General features: G+C 70.3%; 13 protein-coding genes. 7 read left to right on the top strand and 6 right to left on the bottom strand.

The window, feature by feature from the left end:
- Positions 1-22: 22 nt before the first annotated feature.
- A complete protein-coding gene (locus tag ACWIDW_RS02665; protein WP_454122735.1) occupies positions 23-454 on the top strand; it encodes a SufE family protein in 432 nt (143 codons plus the stop codon).
- A gap of 28 nt (positions 455-482) precedes the next feature.
- Here the strand turns inward: ACWIDW_RS02665 and ACWIDW_RS02670 are convergent, their stop codons facing one another.
- Complete coding sequence (locus ACWIDW_RS02670; protein WP_454122737.1) at positions 483-1,631, bottom strand: alpha/beta hydrolase family protein; 1,149 nt, start codon at positions 1,629-1,631, stop codon at positions 483-485.
- Between the two features lie 25 nt (positions 1,632-1,656).
- Between ACWIDW_RS02670 and ACWIDW_RS02675 the strand changes: the two genes are divergently transcribed.
- The 4 genes from ACWIDW_RS02675 to ACWIDW_RS02690 all read left to right on the top strand — a co-directional run bounded on the left by ACWIDW_RS02675 (position 1,657) and on the right by ACWIDW_RS02690 (position 6,872).
- Positions 1,657-2,238 (top strand): DUF3000 family protein, encoded by a 582-nt coding sequence (locus ACWIDW_RS02675; protein ID WP_454122739.1) that lies wholly within the window; start codon positions 1,657-1,659, stop codon positions 2,236-2,238.
- A complete protein-coding gene (locus tag ACWIDW_RS02680; protein WP_454122741.1) occupies positions 2,231-3,427 on the top strand; it encodes a ribonuclease D in 1,197 nt (398 codons plus the stop codon). Before ACWIDW_RS02675 ends, ACWIDW_RS02680 begins: the two co-directional genes overlap by 8 nt.
- Before the next feature lie 74 nt (positions 3,428-3,501).
- Positions 3,502-4,707 carry a thiolase family protein gene (locus ACWIDW_RS02685; protein ID WP_313356979.1) on the top strand — a complete coding sequence of 402 codons (1,206 nt, stop codon included), beginning with the start codon at positions 3,502-3,504 and terminating at the stop codon, positions 4,705-4,707.
- 5 nt (positions 4,708-4,712) lie between these two features.
- Positions 4,713-6,872, top strand: coding sequence for a 3-hydroxyacyl-CoA dehydrogenase NAD-binding domain-containing protein (locus ACWIDW_RS02690; RefSeq protein ID WP_454123246.1), 2,160 nt, complete (start codon positions 4,713-4,715; stop codon positions 6,870-6,872).
- A 62-nt stretch (positions 6,873-6,934) separates the two neighbouring features.
- Here ACWIDW_RS02690 and ACWIDW_RS02695 read toward each other — a convergent pair whose 3' ends face one another.
- Genes ACWIDW_RS02695 through ACWIDW_RS02705 form a run of 3 tightly spaced genes read right to left on the bottom strand, consistent with a single transcriptional unit; the run spans position 6,935 to position 11,085 of the window.
- Positions 6,935-8,560, bottom strand: a complete 1,626-nt coding sequence (locus ACWIDW_RS02695) for a GMC oxidoreductase (RefSeq protein WP_454122743.1) — start codon at positions 8,558-8,560, stop codon at positions 6,935-6,937.
- 4 nt (positions 8,561-8,564) lie between these two features.
- Complete coding sequence (locus ACWIDW_RS02700; protein WP_454122745.1) at positions 8,565-9,467, bottom strand: diacylglycerol/lipid kinase family protein; 903 nt, start codon at positions 9,465-9,467, stop codon at positions 8,565-8,567.
- Positions 9,460-11,085: an FAD-binding oxidoreductase gene (locus ACWIDW_RS02705; protein WP_454122747.1), complete on the bottom strand. Its 1,626-nt coding sequence runs from the start codon at positions 11,083-11,085 to the stop codon at positions 9,460-9,462. The genes ACWIDW_RS02700 and ACWIDW_RS02705 overlap by 8 nt, the downstream gene beginning before the upstream one ends.
- A gap of 20 nt (positions 11,086-11,105) precedes the next feature.
- Here ACWIDW_RS02705 and ACWIDW_RS02710 point away from each other — a divergent pair, with 20 nt between their 5' ends.
- Positions 11,106-11,705 carry a TetR/AcrR family transcriptional regulator gene (locus ACWIDW_RS02710; RefSeq protein WP_454122749.1) on the top strand — a complete coding sequence of 200 codons (600 nt, stop codon included), beginning with the start codon at positions 11,106-11,108 and terminating at the stop codon, positions 11,703-11,705.
- Entirely contained in the window at positions 11,702-13,162 is a 1,461-nt protein-coding gene (locus ACWIDW_RS02715; RefSeq protein WP_454122751.1) for a glycerol-3-phosphate dehydrogenase/oxidase, read from the top strand. Before ACWIDW_RS02710 ends, ACWIDW_RS02715 begins: the two co-directional genes overlap by 4 nt.
- Here the strand turns inward: ACWIDW_RS02715 and dxs are convergent.
- On the bottom strand, positions 13,146-15,089 hold the full coding sequence (gene dxs, locus ACWIDW_RS02720; RefSeq protein ID WP_454122753.1) for a 1-deoxy-D-xylulose-5-phosphate synthase: 1,944 nt from the start codon (positions 15,087-15,089) through the stop codon (positions 13,146-13,148). The two genes, ACWIDW_RS02715 and dxs, sit on opposite strands and share 17 nt — an antisense overlap.
- A gap of 162 nt (positions 15,090-15,251) precedes the next feature.
- Positions 15,252-18,131 (bottom strand): aconitate hydratase, encoded by a 2,880-nt coding sequence (locus tag ACWIDW_RS02725; RefSeq protein ID WP_454122754.1) that lies wholly within the window; start codon positions 18,129-18,131, stop codon positions 15,252-15,254.
- Between the last annotated feature and the right edge of the window lie 10 nt (positions 18,132-18,141).

Consider the following 18,141-nt stretch of genomic DNA (forward strand, 5'->3'; position numbering starts at 1 on the left):
TCGGGATGGGATGATGGCAGGGATGACTGACACGCACGTCCCCGCCACCCTCGCCGAGTTCCGCGACGAGTTCCTCGAGCTGCCCGAGCCCGACCGGCTCGAGCTGCTGCTCGAATTCGCGAACGGCCTGCCTCCCGTCTCCGACGAGATCGCGGCCCATCCCGAGATGACCGAGCGTGTGGCCGAGTGCCAGTCCCCCGTCTACATCTACGTCGAGGTCACCGACGGCGTCGTCACCATGCACGCGACGGCGCCGCCGGAGGCCCCGACGACACGCGGCTTCGCGAGCATCCTCGCGCAGGGCCTGACGGGCCTCACACCCGACGAGGTGCTCGCGGTGCCCAACGACTACCCGCAGAGCATCGGCTTGACGCGTCTCGTCTCGCCGCTGCGGATCGGCGGTATGACCGGGATGCTGATGCGCGCGAAGCGTCAGGTCGAAGCCAAGCGCTGACGACACGAGCTCGGCACGACGCGGGAGGTCAGACGAGGTTCTGCGCCGTCATCCACTCGGTGATCGCCGCCGACCAGCCGTCCTCGTCGTAGTTCCAGATCTTGGTGTGCCGCGCGACGTGGAACTCGGGCATCGTCACGAGGTCGGGTCGGGCCTCGGCCAGGGCGTGCGAGGCGTCCGCCGGCACGAACCCGTCGTCGTCGCTGTGCAGGATGAGGATCGGGGCGGCGAGCTCGGAGGCGCGGGCGACCATGTCGAGTCGGTCGAACGGTATCGCCGCCTCGGCTCCGCTGAGCCGGGCGAGGAACGTGTTCCCCAGCGCTCCCATCGCGAGCCCGGGCAGCGGTTCGCGCAGTCCCGCCTCGCGCGCCTGGAAGCGCAGCACCGTGCGCCAGTCGACGACCGGCGACTCGAGGATGACGCCGGCGATGGCATCCCGATGCTCGGACGAGACGGCCGTCTGCAGCGCGATGGCCCCGCCCATCGACCAGCCCATCAGCACGACGCGCTGCGCGCCCTGCCGCAGCGCGTAGCCGATCGCACCGTCGACGTCGCGCCACTCCGACGCGCCGAGCGCGTAGCTGCCGCCGCGCGTGGGCGGCGCCTCGCCGTCGTTGCGGTACGACACGACCAGGGTCGGCAGCCCCAGCGTGTTCATGACGGGCACAGCGCGCAGGCACTCCGAGCGGACCGTGCCGCGTCCGTGCACCTGGATCACCCACGTCGAGGAGTCGGCCGGGAACAGCCACGCAGGGCAGGGACCGGCGGGCGATCCGATGAGCACGCTCTCCCAGGGCAGGTGCAGCTCGCTCGGTGAGACGTGGTACCAGCCGCTGAACGCGGCGTCGCGGTCGACGCGGGCGCCCGGCTCGATCTGCGTCAGCAGCTTGCGGCGCACGCTCGCGGCGTCTGCGCTGAGCACCGCCCCGAGCTTGACGTAGCCGTAGGTGCCGGTGGTGAACAGGCCGTACCGGCCGGGCAGCTCGGTGTCGGGCGTGCGCGAGAGCTCGATGGTCTGCGCGCCGGTGTCGACGGCGAGGATCTGCGTGTCGTTGCGACGCACCGAGGGCATCACCACGCGACGGGCCGTCGCGAGGACGGCGGCTGCGCCTGCCGCGGCTCCGGCGGCGATGGCAGCGGGGACGGCGAAGGCTACGGCGTGCCTGAGACTCTTCATCGCCTCCCGACTCTAGCCTGTCCACGTGAGCGCACACCCGGATGCCGCAGCGCTGTTCGATGCAGCGGCGGCAGAGCTTCGTGAGACGGCGTTCCGCACCGACATCGTCGTGCGGGAGATCCCGTCACCCGCCGGGCTCGCGCCCTTCGCCCTGGCCCTCGCGGCCGACGTGCGACCCGACGATCACGGTGACTCGGTGTACGGCACCGGCCGCTTCGTGCTGCTGCATGATCCGGACGAACCGGATGCCTGGGGCGGCGCCTGGCGCATCGTGGCGTTCGCGCAGGCTCCGCTCGAGCCCGAGATCGGCACCGACCCGCTGCTGGCTGACGTCGCCTGGTCGTGGCTGGTGGACGCGCTCGATTCACGCGAGGCCGCATATCACTCGGCGTCGGGCACCTCGACGAAGATGCTCTCGAAGGGGTTCGGCGCTCTGGCCGCCGAAGGCGACGGGGCGCAGATCGAGCTTCGCGCGTCGTGGACCCCGGATGCCCCGCTGCGTCCGCATGTGGAAGCATGGGCGGAGCTGGTCGGGATGCTCGCGGGGCTCCCGCCCGGATCAGAGGACGTCGCCGTGTTCGGCGCGAGAAAGGGCGCACGTGGCTGAATTCTCCGTGATCGACGACCGGGCGGAGTTCGAGAAGGCGGTCGAGACGCTCGCGCAGGGCTCGGGCCCGGTGGCCGTCGACGTGGAGCGGGCGTCCGGATTCCGCTACTCCCAGCGCGCGTATCTGGTGCAGGTGTTCCGCCGCGACGCGGGGGTGTTCCTGTTCGATCCGCCCGCGATCGACGGCTTCCAGCCGCTTCAGGATGCCATCGGCGACGCCGAATGGGTGTTCCACGCCGCCAGCCAGGATCTGCCGTCCCTGCGCGAGCTGGATCTCGAGCCCGCGCGGATCTTCGACACCGAGCTCGCCTCGCGACTGCTGGGCAGCGACGGCTTCGGGCTCGCGGCGGTCGTCGAGCACACCCTGGGCATCACCCTCGCGAAGGCGCATTCCGCCGCCGACTGGTCGACCCGGCCGCTGCCCGGCCCGTGGCTGGAGTACGCGGCGCTCGACGTCCTGCACCTCGTCGACGTGCGCGATGTGCTCGTCGACGAGCTCGAGGCCGCCGGCAAGTCCGAGATCGCCGCGGAGGAGTTCGCCGCGACGCTGCACCGCTCGCCGAAACCGCCCCGCGAAGAGCCATGGCGACGGCTGAGCGGCCTGCACAAGGTGCGCGGCGCCCGTCAGCTGGCTGTGGCCCGTGAGCTGTGGACGGCGCGCGAGCAGTACGCCGAGCAGGTCGACGTCTCGCCCGGTCGGCTCGTGCCCGATCGGTCGCTGCTCGCCGCCCTGCTGGCCGCGCCGCGGTCGAAGCAGGAGCTCGCCGGGCTCAAGGAGTTCACCGGGCGTGCGAGCCGGACCCAGATCGATCGCTGGTGGGCGGCGATCGAGCGAGGTCGCACCACCGAGGATCTGCCTCGCGAGCGCGTGCCGAGCGATGCCCTGCCGCCGCCCCGCTCCTGGGCGGACCGCAATCCCGACGCCGACCTGCGGCTGAAGGCTGCCCGTCCCGTGGTCGAGGCCCTCGCCGAAGAGCTGCACATGCCGACCGAGAACCTGCTCACCCCCGAGCACCTGCGCCGGGTCGCCTGGCAGCCGCCCGCCGACCTCAGCGCGGAGTCGGTCGGCGCCGTGCTGCTCGAGCTCGGCGCTCGCCCCTGGCAGGTTGCGCATACCGCACAGAAGATCGTTGATGCGTTTGTAGAGGGGCCGCAAACGGCTGTCGAGGGGTTCCCGAACGCTTCGTAGGTTCGATCCAACCGATTCCGGGCGCTCGAACCGCGCTCCTAGGCTGGACGAGAACCCCAACCTATGGAGGCAGAGTGGCCGAGATCTCGGACGTCTACTTCGTCGATGGAGTGCGCACCCCCTTCGGGCGCGCCGGCGAAAAGGGCATGTACTGGAACACCCGCGCTGATGACCTCGCCGTCAAGGCGACCATCGGGCTGATGGAGCGCAACGCCGCCGTGCCGGCCGACCGCATCGACGACGTCGCGATCGCCGCGACCTCGCAGACCGGCGACCAGGGTCTCACCCTCGGCCGGTCGGTCGCCATCCTCGCCGGCCTTCCGCAGACCGTCCCCGGTCTCGCCGTCGAGCGCATGTGCGCCGGCGCGATGACCAGCGTCACCACGATGGCAGCGTCCATCGGCGTCGGCATGTACGACTTCGCCCTGGCCGGCGGCGTGGAGCACATGGGCCACCACCCGATCGGCGGCAACGCCGACCCGAACCCGCGCTTCGTCGCCGAGAAGATGGTCGACCCGGGCGCGCTCAACATGGGTGTCACCGCCGAGCGCATCTTCGACCGCTTCCCGCACCTCACCAAAGAGCGCTCCGACCGCTTCGGCATGCTCAGCCAGCACAAGGTGCAGGCCGCCTACGACGCGGGCAAGATCCAGCCCGACCTCGTGTCGGTCGCGATCAAGGGCGCCGACGGCGCCTGGGGCCTGGCCACCGAGGACGAGGGCCGTCGCCCGCAGACCACGATGGAGGACCTCGCCGCGCTGAAGACGCCGTTCCGTCCGCACGGACGCGTCACCGCGGGCACCTCCTCGCCGCTCACCGACGGAGCGACGATGTCGCTGCTGGCCGGCGGCGGCGCCGTGAAGGAGTTCGGACTCACACCGAAGATGAAGATGGTCTCGTTCGCCTTCGCCGGCGTGCAGCCCGAGATCATGGGCATCGGCCCGATCCCGTCGACCGAGAAGGCGCTGAAGAAGGCCGGTCTCGACATCTCCGACATCGGACTGTTCGAACTGAACGAGGCGTTCGCGATCCAGGTCATCTCACTGCTCGACCACTTCGGGATCGCCGACGACGACCCGCGCGTCAACCAGTGGGGGGGCGCGATCGCGCTCGGACACCCGCTCGCGGCATCCGGAGTCCGACTGATGATCCAGCTCGCCGCGCAGTTCGCCGAGCGACCCGACGTGCGCTACGGCCTGACCGCCATGTGCGTCGGCCTGGGCCAGGGCGGCTCGGTCATCTGGGAGAACCCGTTCTACGACGGCAAGAAGAGGAAGTGACCGCGATGGCCGACACGATCACCGAGCAGTACGCCGGCGTCGATTTCACGCCGCTCTCCGTCCTCGCCGACGGCGAGGTCGTCACGCACTCCCCCGTTCGGGACATCCGTCTCGCCTCGGGCAAGGTGCTCGCCCTCATCACCCTCGACAACGGTCGCGACCACACCCGGCCCAACACGCTGGGTCCCGCCACGCTCATCGAGCTGGGTGAGACGCTCGACACGCTGAAGGCCCGCGCGGCCGCCGGCGAGATCCAGGCGGTCGGCATCACCGGCAAGCAGTACATCCTCGCCGCCGGCGCCGACCTGTCCGACATCAGCCGGGTGGGATCCAAGGACAACGCACGCCTGATCGCGCAGCTCGGGCACAAGGTGCTCGGCTCGCTGTCCGAGCTCGGTGTGCCATCGTTCGCGTTCGTCAACGGGCTCGCGCTCGGCGGCGGCATGGAGATCGCCTTGAACTCCACCTACCGCACGGTGGATGCGTCCGCCGCGGCGCTCGCACTGCCCGAGGTCTTCCTCGGTCTCATCCCCGGCTGGGGCGGCGCCTACCTCGTGCCGAACCTCATCGGCATCGAGAAGGCCCTCGAGGTGGTCGTCTCCAACCCGCTCAAGCAGAACCGCATGCTCAAGCCGCAGCAGGCGTTCGAGCTGGGTCTGATGGATGCCGTCTTCCCCGCCTCCACGTTCCTCGAGAGCTCACTGGCCTGGGCCGACGCGGTGCTCGGCGGCAAGAAGGTCGAGCGCAGGAACGAGCCGGGCAGGATCGAGCGCACGGTCAAGTGGCCGATCGCGATCAAGACGGCCCGCGGCATGCTCGAATCGAAGATCGGCACCGTGCCCCGCTCGCCCTACGTCGCTCTCGACCTGCTCGACAAGGCGAAGAGCGGCACGAAGGCCGAGGGCTTCGCCCGTGAGGACGAGGCTCTGGCCGATCTCGTCGCCGGTGATCAGTTCGCCGCGTCGATGTACGCCTTCGACCTCGTGCAGAAGCGTGCCAAGCGCCCCGTCGGCGCTCCCGACAAGACGCTCGCGAAGAAGGTGACCAAGGTCGGCATCATCGGTGCGGGCCTGATGGCCAGCCAGTTCGCGCTGCTGTTCGTGCGCAGGCTGCAGGTGCCGGTGCTGATCACCGACCTCGACCAGGCGCGCGTCGACAAGGGCGTGGCGTACATCCATGACGAGATCGGTAAGCTCGAGCAGAAGGGCCGCCTCGACGGCGACACCGCCAACAAGCTGCGCTCGCTCGTCACCGGCACGACCGACAAGTCGCTCTACGCCGACTGCGACTTCGTCATCGAGGCCGTGTTCGAGGAGGTCGGCGTCAAGCAGCAGGTCTTCGGCGAGATCGAGAAGATCATCGCCGACGACGCGATCCTCGCGACCAACACCTCATCGCTGTCGGTCGAGGAGATCGGCTCGACGCTCGCGCACCCCGAGCGTCTGGTCGGCTTCCACTTCTTCAACCCGGTCGCGGTCATGCCGCTGATCGAGATCGTGAAGACGCCGCACACCGCAGAGGCAGCCCTGTCGACGGCGTTCGTCGTCGCGAAGGGCCTGGGCAAGAACGCCGTCCTGACCGCGGATGCTCCCGGCTTCGTCGTGAACCGCCTGCTGGCGAAGGTCATGGGCGAGGCGGCACGCGCGGTCTACGAGGGCACACCCATCGCCGACGTCGAGAGCGCATTCGGCCCGCTCGGCCTGCCGATGGGACCGTTCCAGCTGATCGACCTGGTCGGCTGGAAGGTCGCCGCCCACGTGCAGGACACCATGGTGCGCCACTTCCCCGACCGCTTCTACGCGAACGAGAACTTCCACGCTCTCGCCGAGCTGGATGCCGTCGTCGATAAGGACAAGGGCGGACGGGTCACCGGCTGGACCAAGGGCGCCGAGAAGGTGCTCAAGGGTCACGTCGGCAGCTCTCCGGCATCCGCGGCCACCATCCTGCAGCGTGTGCAGGACGGCCTGGCGCAGGAGATCCGCCTCATGCTCGATGAGGGCGTCGTGCCCGAGGTGGAGGACATCGACCTCTGCCTGATCCTCGGTGCCGGCTGGCCGTTCATCGACGGCGGCGCCTCGCCGTACCTCGACCGCGAGGGTGCGTCGGAGCGCGTCTTCGGCGGCACGTTCCACAACCCGCCGATCCGCGGCATCGCACACCGCTGACGCTGGTTCGTACAGGGGTCGCACCTTCGGGTGCGGCCCCTGTCTGCGTTCGGGGGCTGCGCTCAGCCGACCTGTGCGGGCCGCTGGTCCGCCTCGCCGCGACGCGGCCAGTGCGCGAAGGCCCGCTCCGCGATCGCGGTGATCGTCAGGGACGGGTTCACGCCGGGATTCGCCGGAACGGCCGCCCCGTCGACGACATGGACGCCCGGATGCCCCCAGACGCGGTTCCACGGATCCACGACGCCCCGGTCGGGTGAGTCGCTGATGACGGCGCCGCCGAGGAAGTGCGCGGTCAGCGGGATGCCGAACACCTCCGGCCACGATCCGCGCGGCTCGGTTCGCACACCCGTCTCCTGTTGCATCCGCCCGGCGATGGCCGCCACGGCCCGATGCGCCTGCGGCAGATGCGACGGGTTCGGCGCGCCGTGTCCCTGCCGGCTGGTCAGCACGTCGCGGCCGAACCGGCGGCGCAGCGACAGGGTGAGCGAGTTGTCCTCGGTCTGCATCACCAGCGCGATGATCCCCCGCTCGCTCCACCGGTGCAGGCCTGCGAGGCGGAGCTGGCGCACCGGATGCCTGACGAGCTCGGAGACCAGCGACCCGATCCTGCGACCGAGGGAGCGGTCGCCGGAGACGAGCACCGTCGCGAGCAGGCCCATCAGATTCGAGCCGGGACCGTAGCGCACGTTCTCGACGTGCGTGCGCTCGTCGACGTGGAACGAGGTGGTGATGGCCACGCCATGGGCGTAACCCGCAGCTGGCGGCACCCTGGTCGCCACCGCGCCGTCGAGCGCTTCCGAATTGGTGCGGGTGAGCCGGCCGACGGCGTCCGAGATGCGCGGCAGCGCCGACGACGCCCGCATGCGGTGCAGCAGCTGCTGCGTGCCCCACGTGCCGGCCGCGAGCACCACCTGCTCGGCGCGGACGGTCTGCCGCCTGCGGCGCAGCCACGCACCCGTGCGCTCGGTGGTGACGAGATAGCCGCCGCGCGGATCCTCGCGTACCTCGACCACGGTGCGCAGCGCATCGATCCGCGCACCGCGCCTTTCGGCGAGGGCGAGGTAGTTCTTCGGAAGAGTGTTCTTCGCGCCGACCCGGCAGCCGATCATGCAGTTGCCGCACAGCGTGCATCCGGTGCGATCCGGCCCTTCGCCGTCGAAGAACGGATCCGGCACCCGCACCCCGGGCGTGCCCAGGAAGACCCCGACCGGAGCGCGACGGAACGTGCCCCCGACCCCGAGATCGTCCGCTGCACCGGCCATGATGCGCTCGACCGGGCCGGTGTGCGGGTACTCGTCGACGACGCCCAGCATGCGTTTCGCCGTCGCGTAGTGCGGCGCGAGCTCGCCTCGCCAGTCGGTGCCGGCGGGCCAGTTCCGGTCGGCGAAGCACGTCTGCGGCGGCTCGTAGAGGGTGTTCGCGTAGTTGAGCGACCCGCCGCCGACGCCCGCCCCGGCGAGCACCATGACGTGCGGCAGACGATGGATGCGCTGCACACCGAAGCACCCGAGCCTCGGCGCCCACAGGTAGCGACGCACGTCCCACGACGTCTTCGCGAACTCGTCGTCCTCGAACCGTCGGCCGGACTCGAACACGCGGACCCGATAGCCCTTCTCCGCCAACCGCAGGGCGGCAACGGATCCGCCGAAGCCCGATCCCACGATCACGACATCCTCGTCGTACGGCATGCGCTCACTCCCTCGGGGTCATCATCGTGACGGCGGCCGGGCGGACGCCGATGGTGCATTCGCCGGCGCCGACGCGCTCGCCGTCGGCGTAGACGACAAGGTCGGGGGCGGACACCCGCACCGAGGTGGCCTGCAGTCGCCAGACCTCGGGGCGACCCAGGTGGCTCCCGCGCAGCAGCAGCGGGAAGAGGCGGATCAGCCGGGCGCGCGTGAGCGGGGCGACATGCACGACGTCGAGCCGACCGTCGTCCGCCCGGGCGTCGGCGCAGATCGGCATGCCGCCACCGTAGCTGCGGGTGTTGCCGACGGCCAGCAGGGTGCCGGGCAGCACGCGCTCCTCGCCTCCGTCGACGGATATCCGGAACACCATCGGACGCAGCCGCACGAGCTCGACGATCACCGCGAGGTAGTAGCGCAGTCGACCGCTCGGATAGCGCAGCGTGTTCGTGCGCTCGCTCACCTTCGCATCGAATCCGAGAGCCGCCACGGTGAGGAACACCCTCGTCTCGCCCTGGGACTCGATCGTGCCGAGGTCGATGGTGCGAACCGACCCGTTCAGCGCGACGAGTGCGGCCTTCCGCGGATCGTCGGTGGGGATGCCGAGCGCTCGGGCGAGGTCGTTCCCGGTGCCGGCCGGCACGAGCGTGATCGGATGTCCGGTCTCGGTGAGCACGTCGACGATGCCGGTCAGTGTGCCGTCACCGCCGACGACGACGATCCCGTCGGGCGCCGCGCGCACCGCCCCGCGGGCGAGGGAGCGGGTCTGCTCGGCGGATCGTCCCGTGAAGACGGTCACCTCGGCTCCGGCCGCCCGCAGCGCTCCCTCGGCCTCGGCACCGACGCGCGCCCCGTGGCCCTTGCCCGCCTGAGGGTTCACGATGAGCGCGAGGCGCACGGGCTCATTCACGGGATGGTTCCTCGGGGATCAGCGCATTGGGGTTCATGACGCCGTGCGGGTCGAGTTCGCGTTTGACCGCGCGAAGGATGCGGATGCCCGTCTCGCCGATCTCCTGCGGCAGCCAGGCGGCGTGATCGCGGCCGATCGCGTGGTGATGGGTGATCGTGCCGCCGGATGCCATGATCGTGTCGCCCACGCGCCGTTTGACGGCGTCCCAGGTGCGCAGCTGGTCGCCTCGGACACCGGCGAGCACGGTGAAGTACAGCGAGGCGCCTGTCGGGTACACGTGCGAGATGTGGCACATCACGAAGCTCTTGGCGCCGGCATCCGCGAACCCGTCCTTGAGAGCCGATGTCACCGCGGCGCGCAGCCGGTGCAGATTCGCCCAGGTGGTCGCTGTCTCGAGCGTCTCGCAGAACACGCCCGCGTCGAGCAGCGCGTCACGCAGGTACGGCCCGTCGAAGCGCGTTCTCGCCCACTCCTCGGCAGCACTGCGCCCGGTGCTCGTGCCGCCGGCTGCGGCGAGCAGCTCGGCGGTGCGCGCTCGCCTGTGCTCGGCATCCTCCCCTTCGAACACGGTCACCGCGCTCGCCCCCTTGGCGAGCACCTTGCCGATGCGTCCCACCTGGGCGAGGCTCACGCCGGTCTCCGCCTCATCGGAGAGCCGGATGACGGTGGGCGTGCCGCCGCGCTGCACGACCTCGCGCAGGGCGTTCGCGCCGGTGGTGAAGTCGGGGAACGTCCACGACTCGACGATCCGATCTGCCGGTGTCGGGTGCACGCGCACGCGCACCTCGGTGATCACCCCGAATGCGCCCTCCGAGCCGAGCATCAGTCGGGTCAGGTCGGGGCCGGCTGCCGACCCGGGGGCGCGGCCGAGATCGAGGTCTCCGGTGGGCGTCGCCATGCGCAGTCCGGTGACCATGGTGTCGAATCGCCCGTACCCGGCGGAGTTCTGGCCCGACGAGCGCGCTGCAGCGAATCCGCCGATGCTGGCATAGCGGAAGCTCTGCGGATAGTGCCCGAGCTCGAGGCCGTGCTCTGCGAGCAGACGCTCCGCTTCGGGGCCGCGCGTGCCGGCGAGAAGCACGGCTTCGCGGCTGACCGCGTCGACGTGGACCAATCCGCGCAGCCGCGCGAGATCCAGTGCGATCACGGCGTGGTGACGGCCGGCGTCCGGGTCGACCCCGCCGACCACGCTCGTCCCGCCGCCGAACGGCACGACCGCGATACCGCGCTCGTGCGCGACGCGCAGCACCGCGGCGACCTCGGCGTGCGTCGCGGGACGCGCGACCGCGTCGGGCGCCTGCTGGTGAGAGGCGCGTCGGTGTAGCAGATCGGGCGTGGATCTTCCGCCGGAGCGCCGCACCCGGGACTCGGCGTCGGTGCGGACCCCGCCGTCGCCGACGACACCGGCCAGGGCCGCCAGGTCGTCGTCGGAGAGGCGCGAGGGTGCCACCTGCACCGCGTCGAGCTCCGGCGCAGGCTCGGGCCGCGGCACGCGGCCCAGCAGAAGAGGCAGCAGCGCGCGCACCGCGCGGGGCAGTCCGACGGCACCGTCGGGGTCGCCCCACCCGTTCCAGCGCATCTCGGGCGGCTCGACAGCGGTGTCGCTCGTGGACCTCATGCGTTACAGTGTGACAGATCATGGAAGATCGTCAACTGCTGAAGGCCGCCGGTCACCCGGCCGGCTGGGACGCCATGCAGCATCGCATCCTCGACGCCGCTGAGCGACTGATCGCGCAGCGCGGCGTGCGGGGGCTCGCGATCGCCGAACTCGCGCGCACCGCCGGGATCAGCCGCCCCACTGTGTATCGCAGCTGGGCCAGCGCCGACGAGGTGGTGCGCTCGACGCTGCTGCGGCGCATGCTGCGCCTGCTCGACGGCATCCCGATCGCCGCCGACCGACCCTCCCTGGTCACCGCCGTGCAGGAGTTCACCCGCGCATTCCGATCGGATGCCCTGTACGCCGCGCTGCTCGAGCGCGAGCCGGAGATCTTCACGCGGTACACCCTGCACCGGTTCGGTGCCAGCCAGCGCGCAATCCTCGGCTGGCTGTCCGCTTCCGTCTCCGCCGCGCAGTCAGCCGGATCCGTGCGACCCGGCGATCCGGCACACATCGCCGTGATGCTGCTGGTCATGACGCAGTCCGCGATCCTGTCGCACGGCACCGTCGCCGACCTGATCAGCGACGACGCCTGGGACGACGAGCTGCGCGCCGCCGTCGACGGGATGCTGCGGCCATGAGAGCACCGACCGCGGCTCTGAACGCGTCCCGACGGCGGATCGAGCTCACCGCGGCTGCCGAGACCACGGCCGACGTGCTCGTCGTCGGCGGGGGCATCACGGGGGCCGGCGCGGCGCTCGATGCCGCGGCGCGAGGGCTGAGCGTCGTGCTGATCGAGGCGCAGGATCTCGCCTTCGGCACCAGCCGGTTCAGCTCGAAGCTCGTGCACGGCGGTCTGCGGTACCTCGCGACCGGAGACATCGCGACGGCCCGGGAGAGTGCGATGGAGCGCCACCTGCTGATGACCGCCATCGCACCGCACCTCACCCACCCGCTCCCCCAGCTGATGCCGTTCGCGCCCGGCGTCGACCTCCGGCAGCGCGGCGCAGGGGCCGTGGGCATGGCGATCGGCGACGCGCTGCGCGTGCACGCACGCACGCCTCGCACCGTCCTGCCCGCCCCGCATGTCGTGTCCGCCCGCCACGCCCGCCGCCTCGTGCCGGCGCTGGCAGCGGATCGCCTTCGCGGCGGCATGGTCGGGTACGACGGACAGCTCGACGACGATGCCCGCCTCGTCGTCACCGTCGCGCGCACCGCGGCCGCGCTCGGCGCGAGTATCCTCACCCGGGTGCGCGCCCGCGCGCTGCACGCGCGCGGAGCCGATGTCGAGGATCTGCTCACCGGAGAGAGTCTGCACCTGCGCGCTCGCGCCGTGATCAACGCCACCGGTGTCTGGGCGGGCTCACTCGACGACGCGATCCGGGTACGGCCCAGTCGCGGCACGCACATCGTGCTCGACGCCGCCGATCTCGGGCATCCCACCGCCGCCCTCGCCATCCCGCATCCCGGCTCGATCAGCCGTTACGTGTTCGCCCTGCCGCAGGCCGACGGGCTCGTCTACGTCGGGCTGACCGACGAGGACGCCCCCGGTGCGGTGCCGGATGTCGCCGCGCCGACCGATGCCGAGATCACGTTCCTGCTCGACACGCTGAACCGCGTGCTCGACACGCCCGTGCCGCGCGAGCGGGTTCTCGGGGCGTTCGCCGGTCTTCGTCCGCTGGTCGACAGCGGGGATGCCGCCACCGCAGACGTCTCCCGCCGGCATCTTGTGAGCGAGTCGGGCGAGGGGTTCGTGAGCGTGCTGGGCGGAAAGCTGACCACCTACCGACGCATGGCCGAGGATGCCGTCGATCTGGCGGTCGGTCTGGCCCGGCTCGATGCCGCCCCGTCCCGCACCGCGGCCCTGCGACTCGTGGCGCTGCCCGAGCGCCTCCCCGGGCCGCCCCTCATCGACGGCGTGGCGGCGACCGAGCGGGATGTGGTCGACGCCGTGCGGGAAGAGGGCGCGCTCAGCGCCGACGACGTGCTCGAGCGCCGGCTGCGCGTGGGACTCGTGCCGTCGCGGCGGGCTGCGCTGCTCTCGCCGGTCACCGAGATCGTCGAGAGGACGCTCGACGAGCTCAGCGCTTCTGGATGAGTGGGAGGTCGATGGCCCCGGTCTGTCCGGGAGCCTTCGCGACCGGGATGCGTGTTCCGCCCACCTGCGCGACGATGTCGGCCGCGATCTTGTCGATCGTCAGACCGGCATCCTCGAGGATCTGCTCGCGGGACGCGTGGTCGAGGAACTCGTCCGGCAGGCCCAGTTCGTCGACCCCCGTGTCGATCCCGGCCTCGCGCAGCACCTGACGCACGCGCGTGCCGATGCCGCCGACGCGGATGCCGTCCTCCAGGGTGATCACGAGACGGTGCCGCGCGGCCAGTGTCACGACCGCGGGCTGCACGGGCACCGCCCAGCGCGGGTCGATCACGGTGACGCCGATCCCTCGCTCGCGCAGCCGCTCGGAGATCTTCACGGCGATCTCGGCGAACGAGCCGATCGCGACGATGAGCACGTCCTCCTCGTCGCTGCGGGCGAGCACGTCGGTGCCGTCGGCGAGGCGCTCGATGGCCGTGATCGGGTCGGGCACGTCGCCCTTGGGGTAGCGGATCACCGTGGGCGCGTCGTCGACGGTGACCGCCTCGGCGAGGCATTCGCTCAGGCGCACGGCGTCGCGTGGGGCGGCGATCCGGATGCCGGGCACCATCTGCAGCATCGCCAGATCCCACACGCCGTTGTGGCTGGGCCCGTCCGGGCCGGTCACACCGGCGCGGTCGAGCACGAACGTGACCCCGGCGCGGTGCAGCGCGACATCCATCAGCACCTGGTCGAAGGCGCGGTTCATGAAGGTGGCGTAGATCGCGACGACGGGATGCAGGCCTCCGAACGCGAGCCCTGCGGCGGACGCGACGGCGTGCTGCTCGGCGATGCCGACGTCGTACACCCGATCGGGGAACCGCTCGGCGAAGGCGGCGAGGCCCGTCGGACGCAGCATCGCCGCGGTCATCGCGATGACCTTGTCGTCGCGACCGCCGATCTCGACGAGCGCGTCCGAGAAGACCGAGGTCCACGACGTGCCGGACGACGACGACAGCGCGCCGCCGGTCTTCGGGTCGATGCGTCCGACGGCGTGGAACTGATCGGCCACGTCGTCGAGAGCGGGCTGGTAGCCGCGGCCCTTCTCGGTGATCGCGTGCACGATGACCGGGGCGCCGTAGTCCTTGGCGTAGCGCAGCGTCTCGATGAGCGCGTCGACGTCGTGCCCGTCCACCGGCCCCAGGTACTTGATGTCGAGGTTGGAGTACAGCGCCACGTTGTTCGTGAAGCGCGAGAGGAACCCGTGAGTGCCGCCGCGCACGCCGCGGAACACCGCGCGCCCGAGCGGACCGAACGCGCGGAACAGCCGGTCGGACTTTCGGTGCATCTCGCGGTACACGCCCGCGGTGCGCACCCGGTTCAGATAGCGCGACATTCCGCCGATCGTCGGCGCGTAGGAGCGGCCGTTGTCGTTCACGACGATGACGAGGTTGCGCTCGTTGTCGTCGCTGATGTTGTTCAGCGCCTCCCAGGTCATCCCGCCGGTGAGTGCGCCGTCGCCGACGACCGCCACGACGTGCCGATCGGCCCGTCCCGTGGCGGTGAGCGCCCGCGAGATCCCGTCCGCCCAGCTCAGCGAGCTCGACGCGTGCGACGACTCGACGACATCGTGCACGCTCTCGGAACGCTGCGGGTACCCGGCGAGTCCGCCGCGGGAGCGCAGGCTCGAGAAGTCCTGGCGCCCGGTGAGCAGCTTGTGCACGTACGACTGGTGACCGGTGTCGAAGATGATCGGGTCATCGGGCGAGGAGAACACCCGGTGCAGGGCGATCGTGAGCTCGACGACGCCGAGGTTCGGCCCGAGGTGACCGCCGGTGCGAGCGACGTTCTCGACGAGGAAGGCCCGGATCTCGTCCGCCAGCTCGACCAGTTCCCCGCTGGAGAGTCGATCGAGATCTCGGGGGCCGGTGATGCTCGGCAGGATCGGCATGGACGTCCTTCCGCGATGTCGGGCGCCCGCCGGGGACGGCGTGCACATCCGGATATTCTATCTCGGGTTCAGACGCGGGCATCGGATGCCGACGCGTCCCGAGCCGTTCCGGATGCGACAGGGGTCCGGATGCCGAAGCATCCGGACCCCTGTCGGCGCGCGTCAGACCAGCGAACGCAGCACGTACTGCAGGATGCCGCCGTTGCGGTAGTAGTCGGCCTCACCGGGTGTGTCGATGCGGACGACCGCGTCGAAGGTGATGGGCTCGCGCCCCTCGGCCGAGAACTCGCTCGGGGTGGCGGTGACCTTGACCGTCTTCGGCGTGGTGCCCTCGTTGAGCGCGGTCAGGCCCTCGATCGAGATGACCTCGGTGCCGTCGAGCCCGAGGGACTCCCAGGTCTCGCCCGCCGGGAACTGCAGCGGGACGACGCCCATGCCGATGAGGTTGGAGCGGTGGATGCGCTCGAAGCTCTCGGTGATGACCGCCTTGACGCCGAGAAGGTTGGTGCCCTTGGCCGCCCAGTCGCGCGACGAGCCCGAACCGTACTCCTTGCCGCCGAAGATCACCAGCGGGATGCCCTGATCCTGGTAGTTCTGCGACGCGTCGTAGATGTACGCCTGCGGACCACCCTCCTGGGTGAAGTCGCGGGTGAACCCGCCCTCGATCTGCTGCCCGTCGTTGACGGCCTTGACGAGCGCGTTCTTGAGGCGGATGTTCGCGAACGTGCCGCGGATCATCACCTCGTGGTTGCCTCGACGCGATCCGTAGGAGTTGAAGTCGCGCTGCTCGACACCGTGCTCGGTGAGGTACTGCGCGGCCGGCGTGCCCGCCTTGATGTTGCCCGCCGGCGAGATGTGATCGGTGGTGACCGAGTCGCCCAGCGTCGCCAGCACGCGCGCGCCGGTGATGTCGGTGACCGGGGCCGGGGTCAGCTCCATGCCGTCGAAGTACGGCGCCTTGCGCACGTAGGTCGACGCGTCGTCCCACTCGAAGATCGGACCGGTCGGCGTCGGCAGGTTCTTCCAGCGCTCGTCACCGTCGAACACGGTGGCGTACTGCTTGATGAACTGGTCGCGCGAGATCGACGAGTCGATGATCTCCTGCACCTCTTCGGGGGCCGGCCAGATGTCCTTCAGGAAGACGTCGTTGCCGGCCTCGTCCTTGCCGAGCGGGTCGGTCTCGAAGTCGAAGTGCATCGAACCGGCGATCGCGTACGCGACCACCAGCGGCGGGCTCGCGAGGTAGTTCATCTTCACGTCGGGGCTGATCCGGCCCTCGAAGTTGCGGTTGCCCGAGAGCACCGCGGTCACCGCGAGGTCGTGCTCGTTGATCGCCTCGGACACCTCTTCGATCAGCGGACCGGAGTTTCCGATGCAGATCGTGCAGCCGTAGCCGACGGTGTAGAAGCCGAGACCCTCGAGGTCCTTGTCGAGACCGGACTTCTCGTAGTAGTCGGTGACGACCTTCGAGCCGGGGCCGAGCGTGGTCTTGACCCACGGCTTCTGCTTCAGCCCCTTCTCCCGCGCCTTGCGGGCGAGAAGACCGGCCGCGATCATCACCGACGGGTTCGACGTGTTGGTGCACGAGGTGATCGCGGCGAGCGTCACGGCGCCGTTGTCGAGGATGTACTTCTGCCCCTCGGGCGTGGTGACCGGCACCGGGCGCGAGACGTTCGCCGGAGCGCCGCTGTTGATGTGCACCGGGCGCGTGGTCGGCGATTCCTCGCCGGGAACCTGACCGGGGTCGGATGCCGGGAACGAGTGCTTCGACTCGAGGTCGACGATGTCGTCGCTGGTGGTGGCTTCCGCGTAGTTGACGATGTCCTTCTCGAACTGCTGCTTCGCCTCGGAGAGCAGGATCCTGTCCTGCGGGCGCTTGGGTCCGGCGATCGAGGGGACGACCGTCGAGAGGTCGAGCTCCATGTACTCGGAGTACGAGGGCTCCTTGTCGGCGTCGTGCCACAGACCCTGAACCTTGGCGTACTGCTCGACGAGGTCGACGGCGTGCTCGTCGCGGCCGGTGAGGCGCAGGTAGTCGAGGGTCACGTCGTCGATGGGGAACATCGCGGCGGTCGACCCGAACTCGGGCGACATGTTGCCGATCGTGGCGCGGTTCGCGAGCGGGACGGATGCGACACCGGCACCGTAGAACTCGACGAACTTGCCGACCACGCCGTGCTGGCGGAGCATGTCGGTGATCGTCAGCACCACGTCGGTGGCGGTGACACCGGCGGGGATCTCGCCGGTCAGCTTGAAGCCGACGACCCGCGGGATGAGCATCGACACGGGCTGACCGAGCATGGCGGCCTCGGCCTCGATGCCGCCGACGCCCCAGCCGAGCACGCCCAGACCATTGACCATGGTGGTGTGCGAGTCGGTGCCGACGCACGTGTCCGGGTATGCACGCAGCACGCCGTCGACGGTGCGGTCGTAGATGACCTTGGCCAGGTGCTCGATGTTCACCTGGTGCACGATTCCCGTCCCCGGGGGCACGACCTTGAAGTCGTCGAACGCGGTCTGGCCCCAGCGCAGGAACTGGTAGCGCTCGCCGTTGCGCTGGTACTCGATCTCGACGTTGCGCTCGATCGCGTCCGGACGCCCGAACAGGTCGGCGATGACGGAGTGGTCGATCACCATCTCTGCGGGAGAGAGCGGGTTGATGCGGTTCGGGTCGCCGCCGAGCGCCGTGACGGCCTCGCGCATGGTGGCGAGGTCGACGATGCAGGGCACACCCGTGAAGTCCTGCATGACCACGCGGGCGGGCGTGAACTGGATCTCGGTGTCGGGCTCCGCTGCGGGGTCCCACGATCCGAGCGCCTCGATCTGCGCCTTCGTGACGTTGGCGCCGTCCTCGGTGCGCAGCTGGTTCTCGAGGAGCACCTTCAGAGCGAAGGGGAGCTTCTCATGACCAGGCACCGTGTCGATGCGGAAGATCTCGTAGTCGGTGCTGCCGACTGTCAGGGTGCTCTTGGCACCGAAGCTGTTCACCGTGGACACGAATCCGTCTCCTTCTGATCGGATGGGAGCGACAGGCGCTTCCATCTTGCTCGCC

This window comes from Microbacterium sp. NPDC055312 (genome assembly GCF_053645675.1).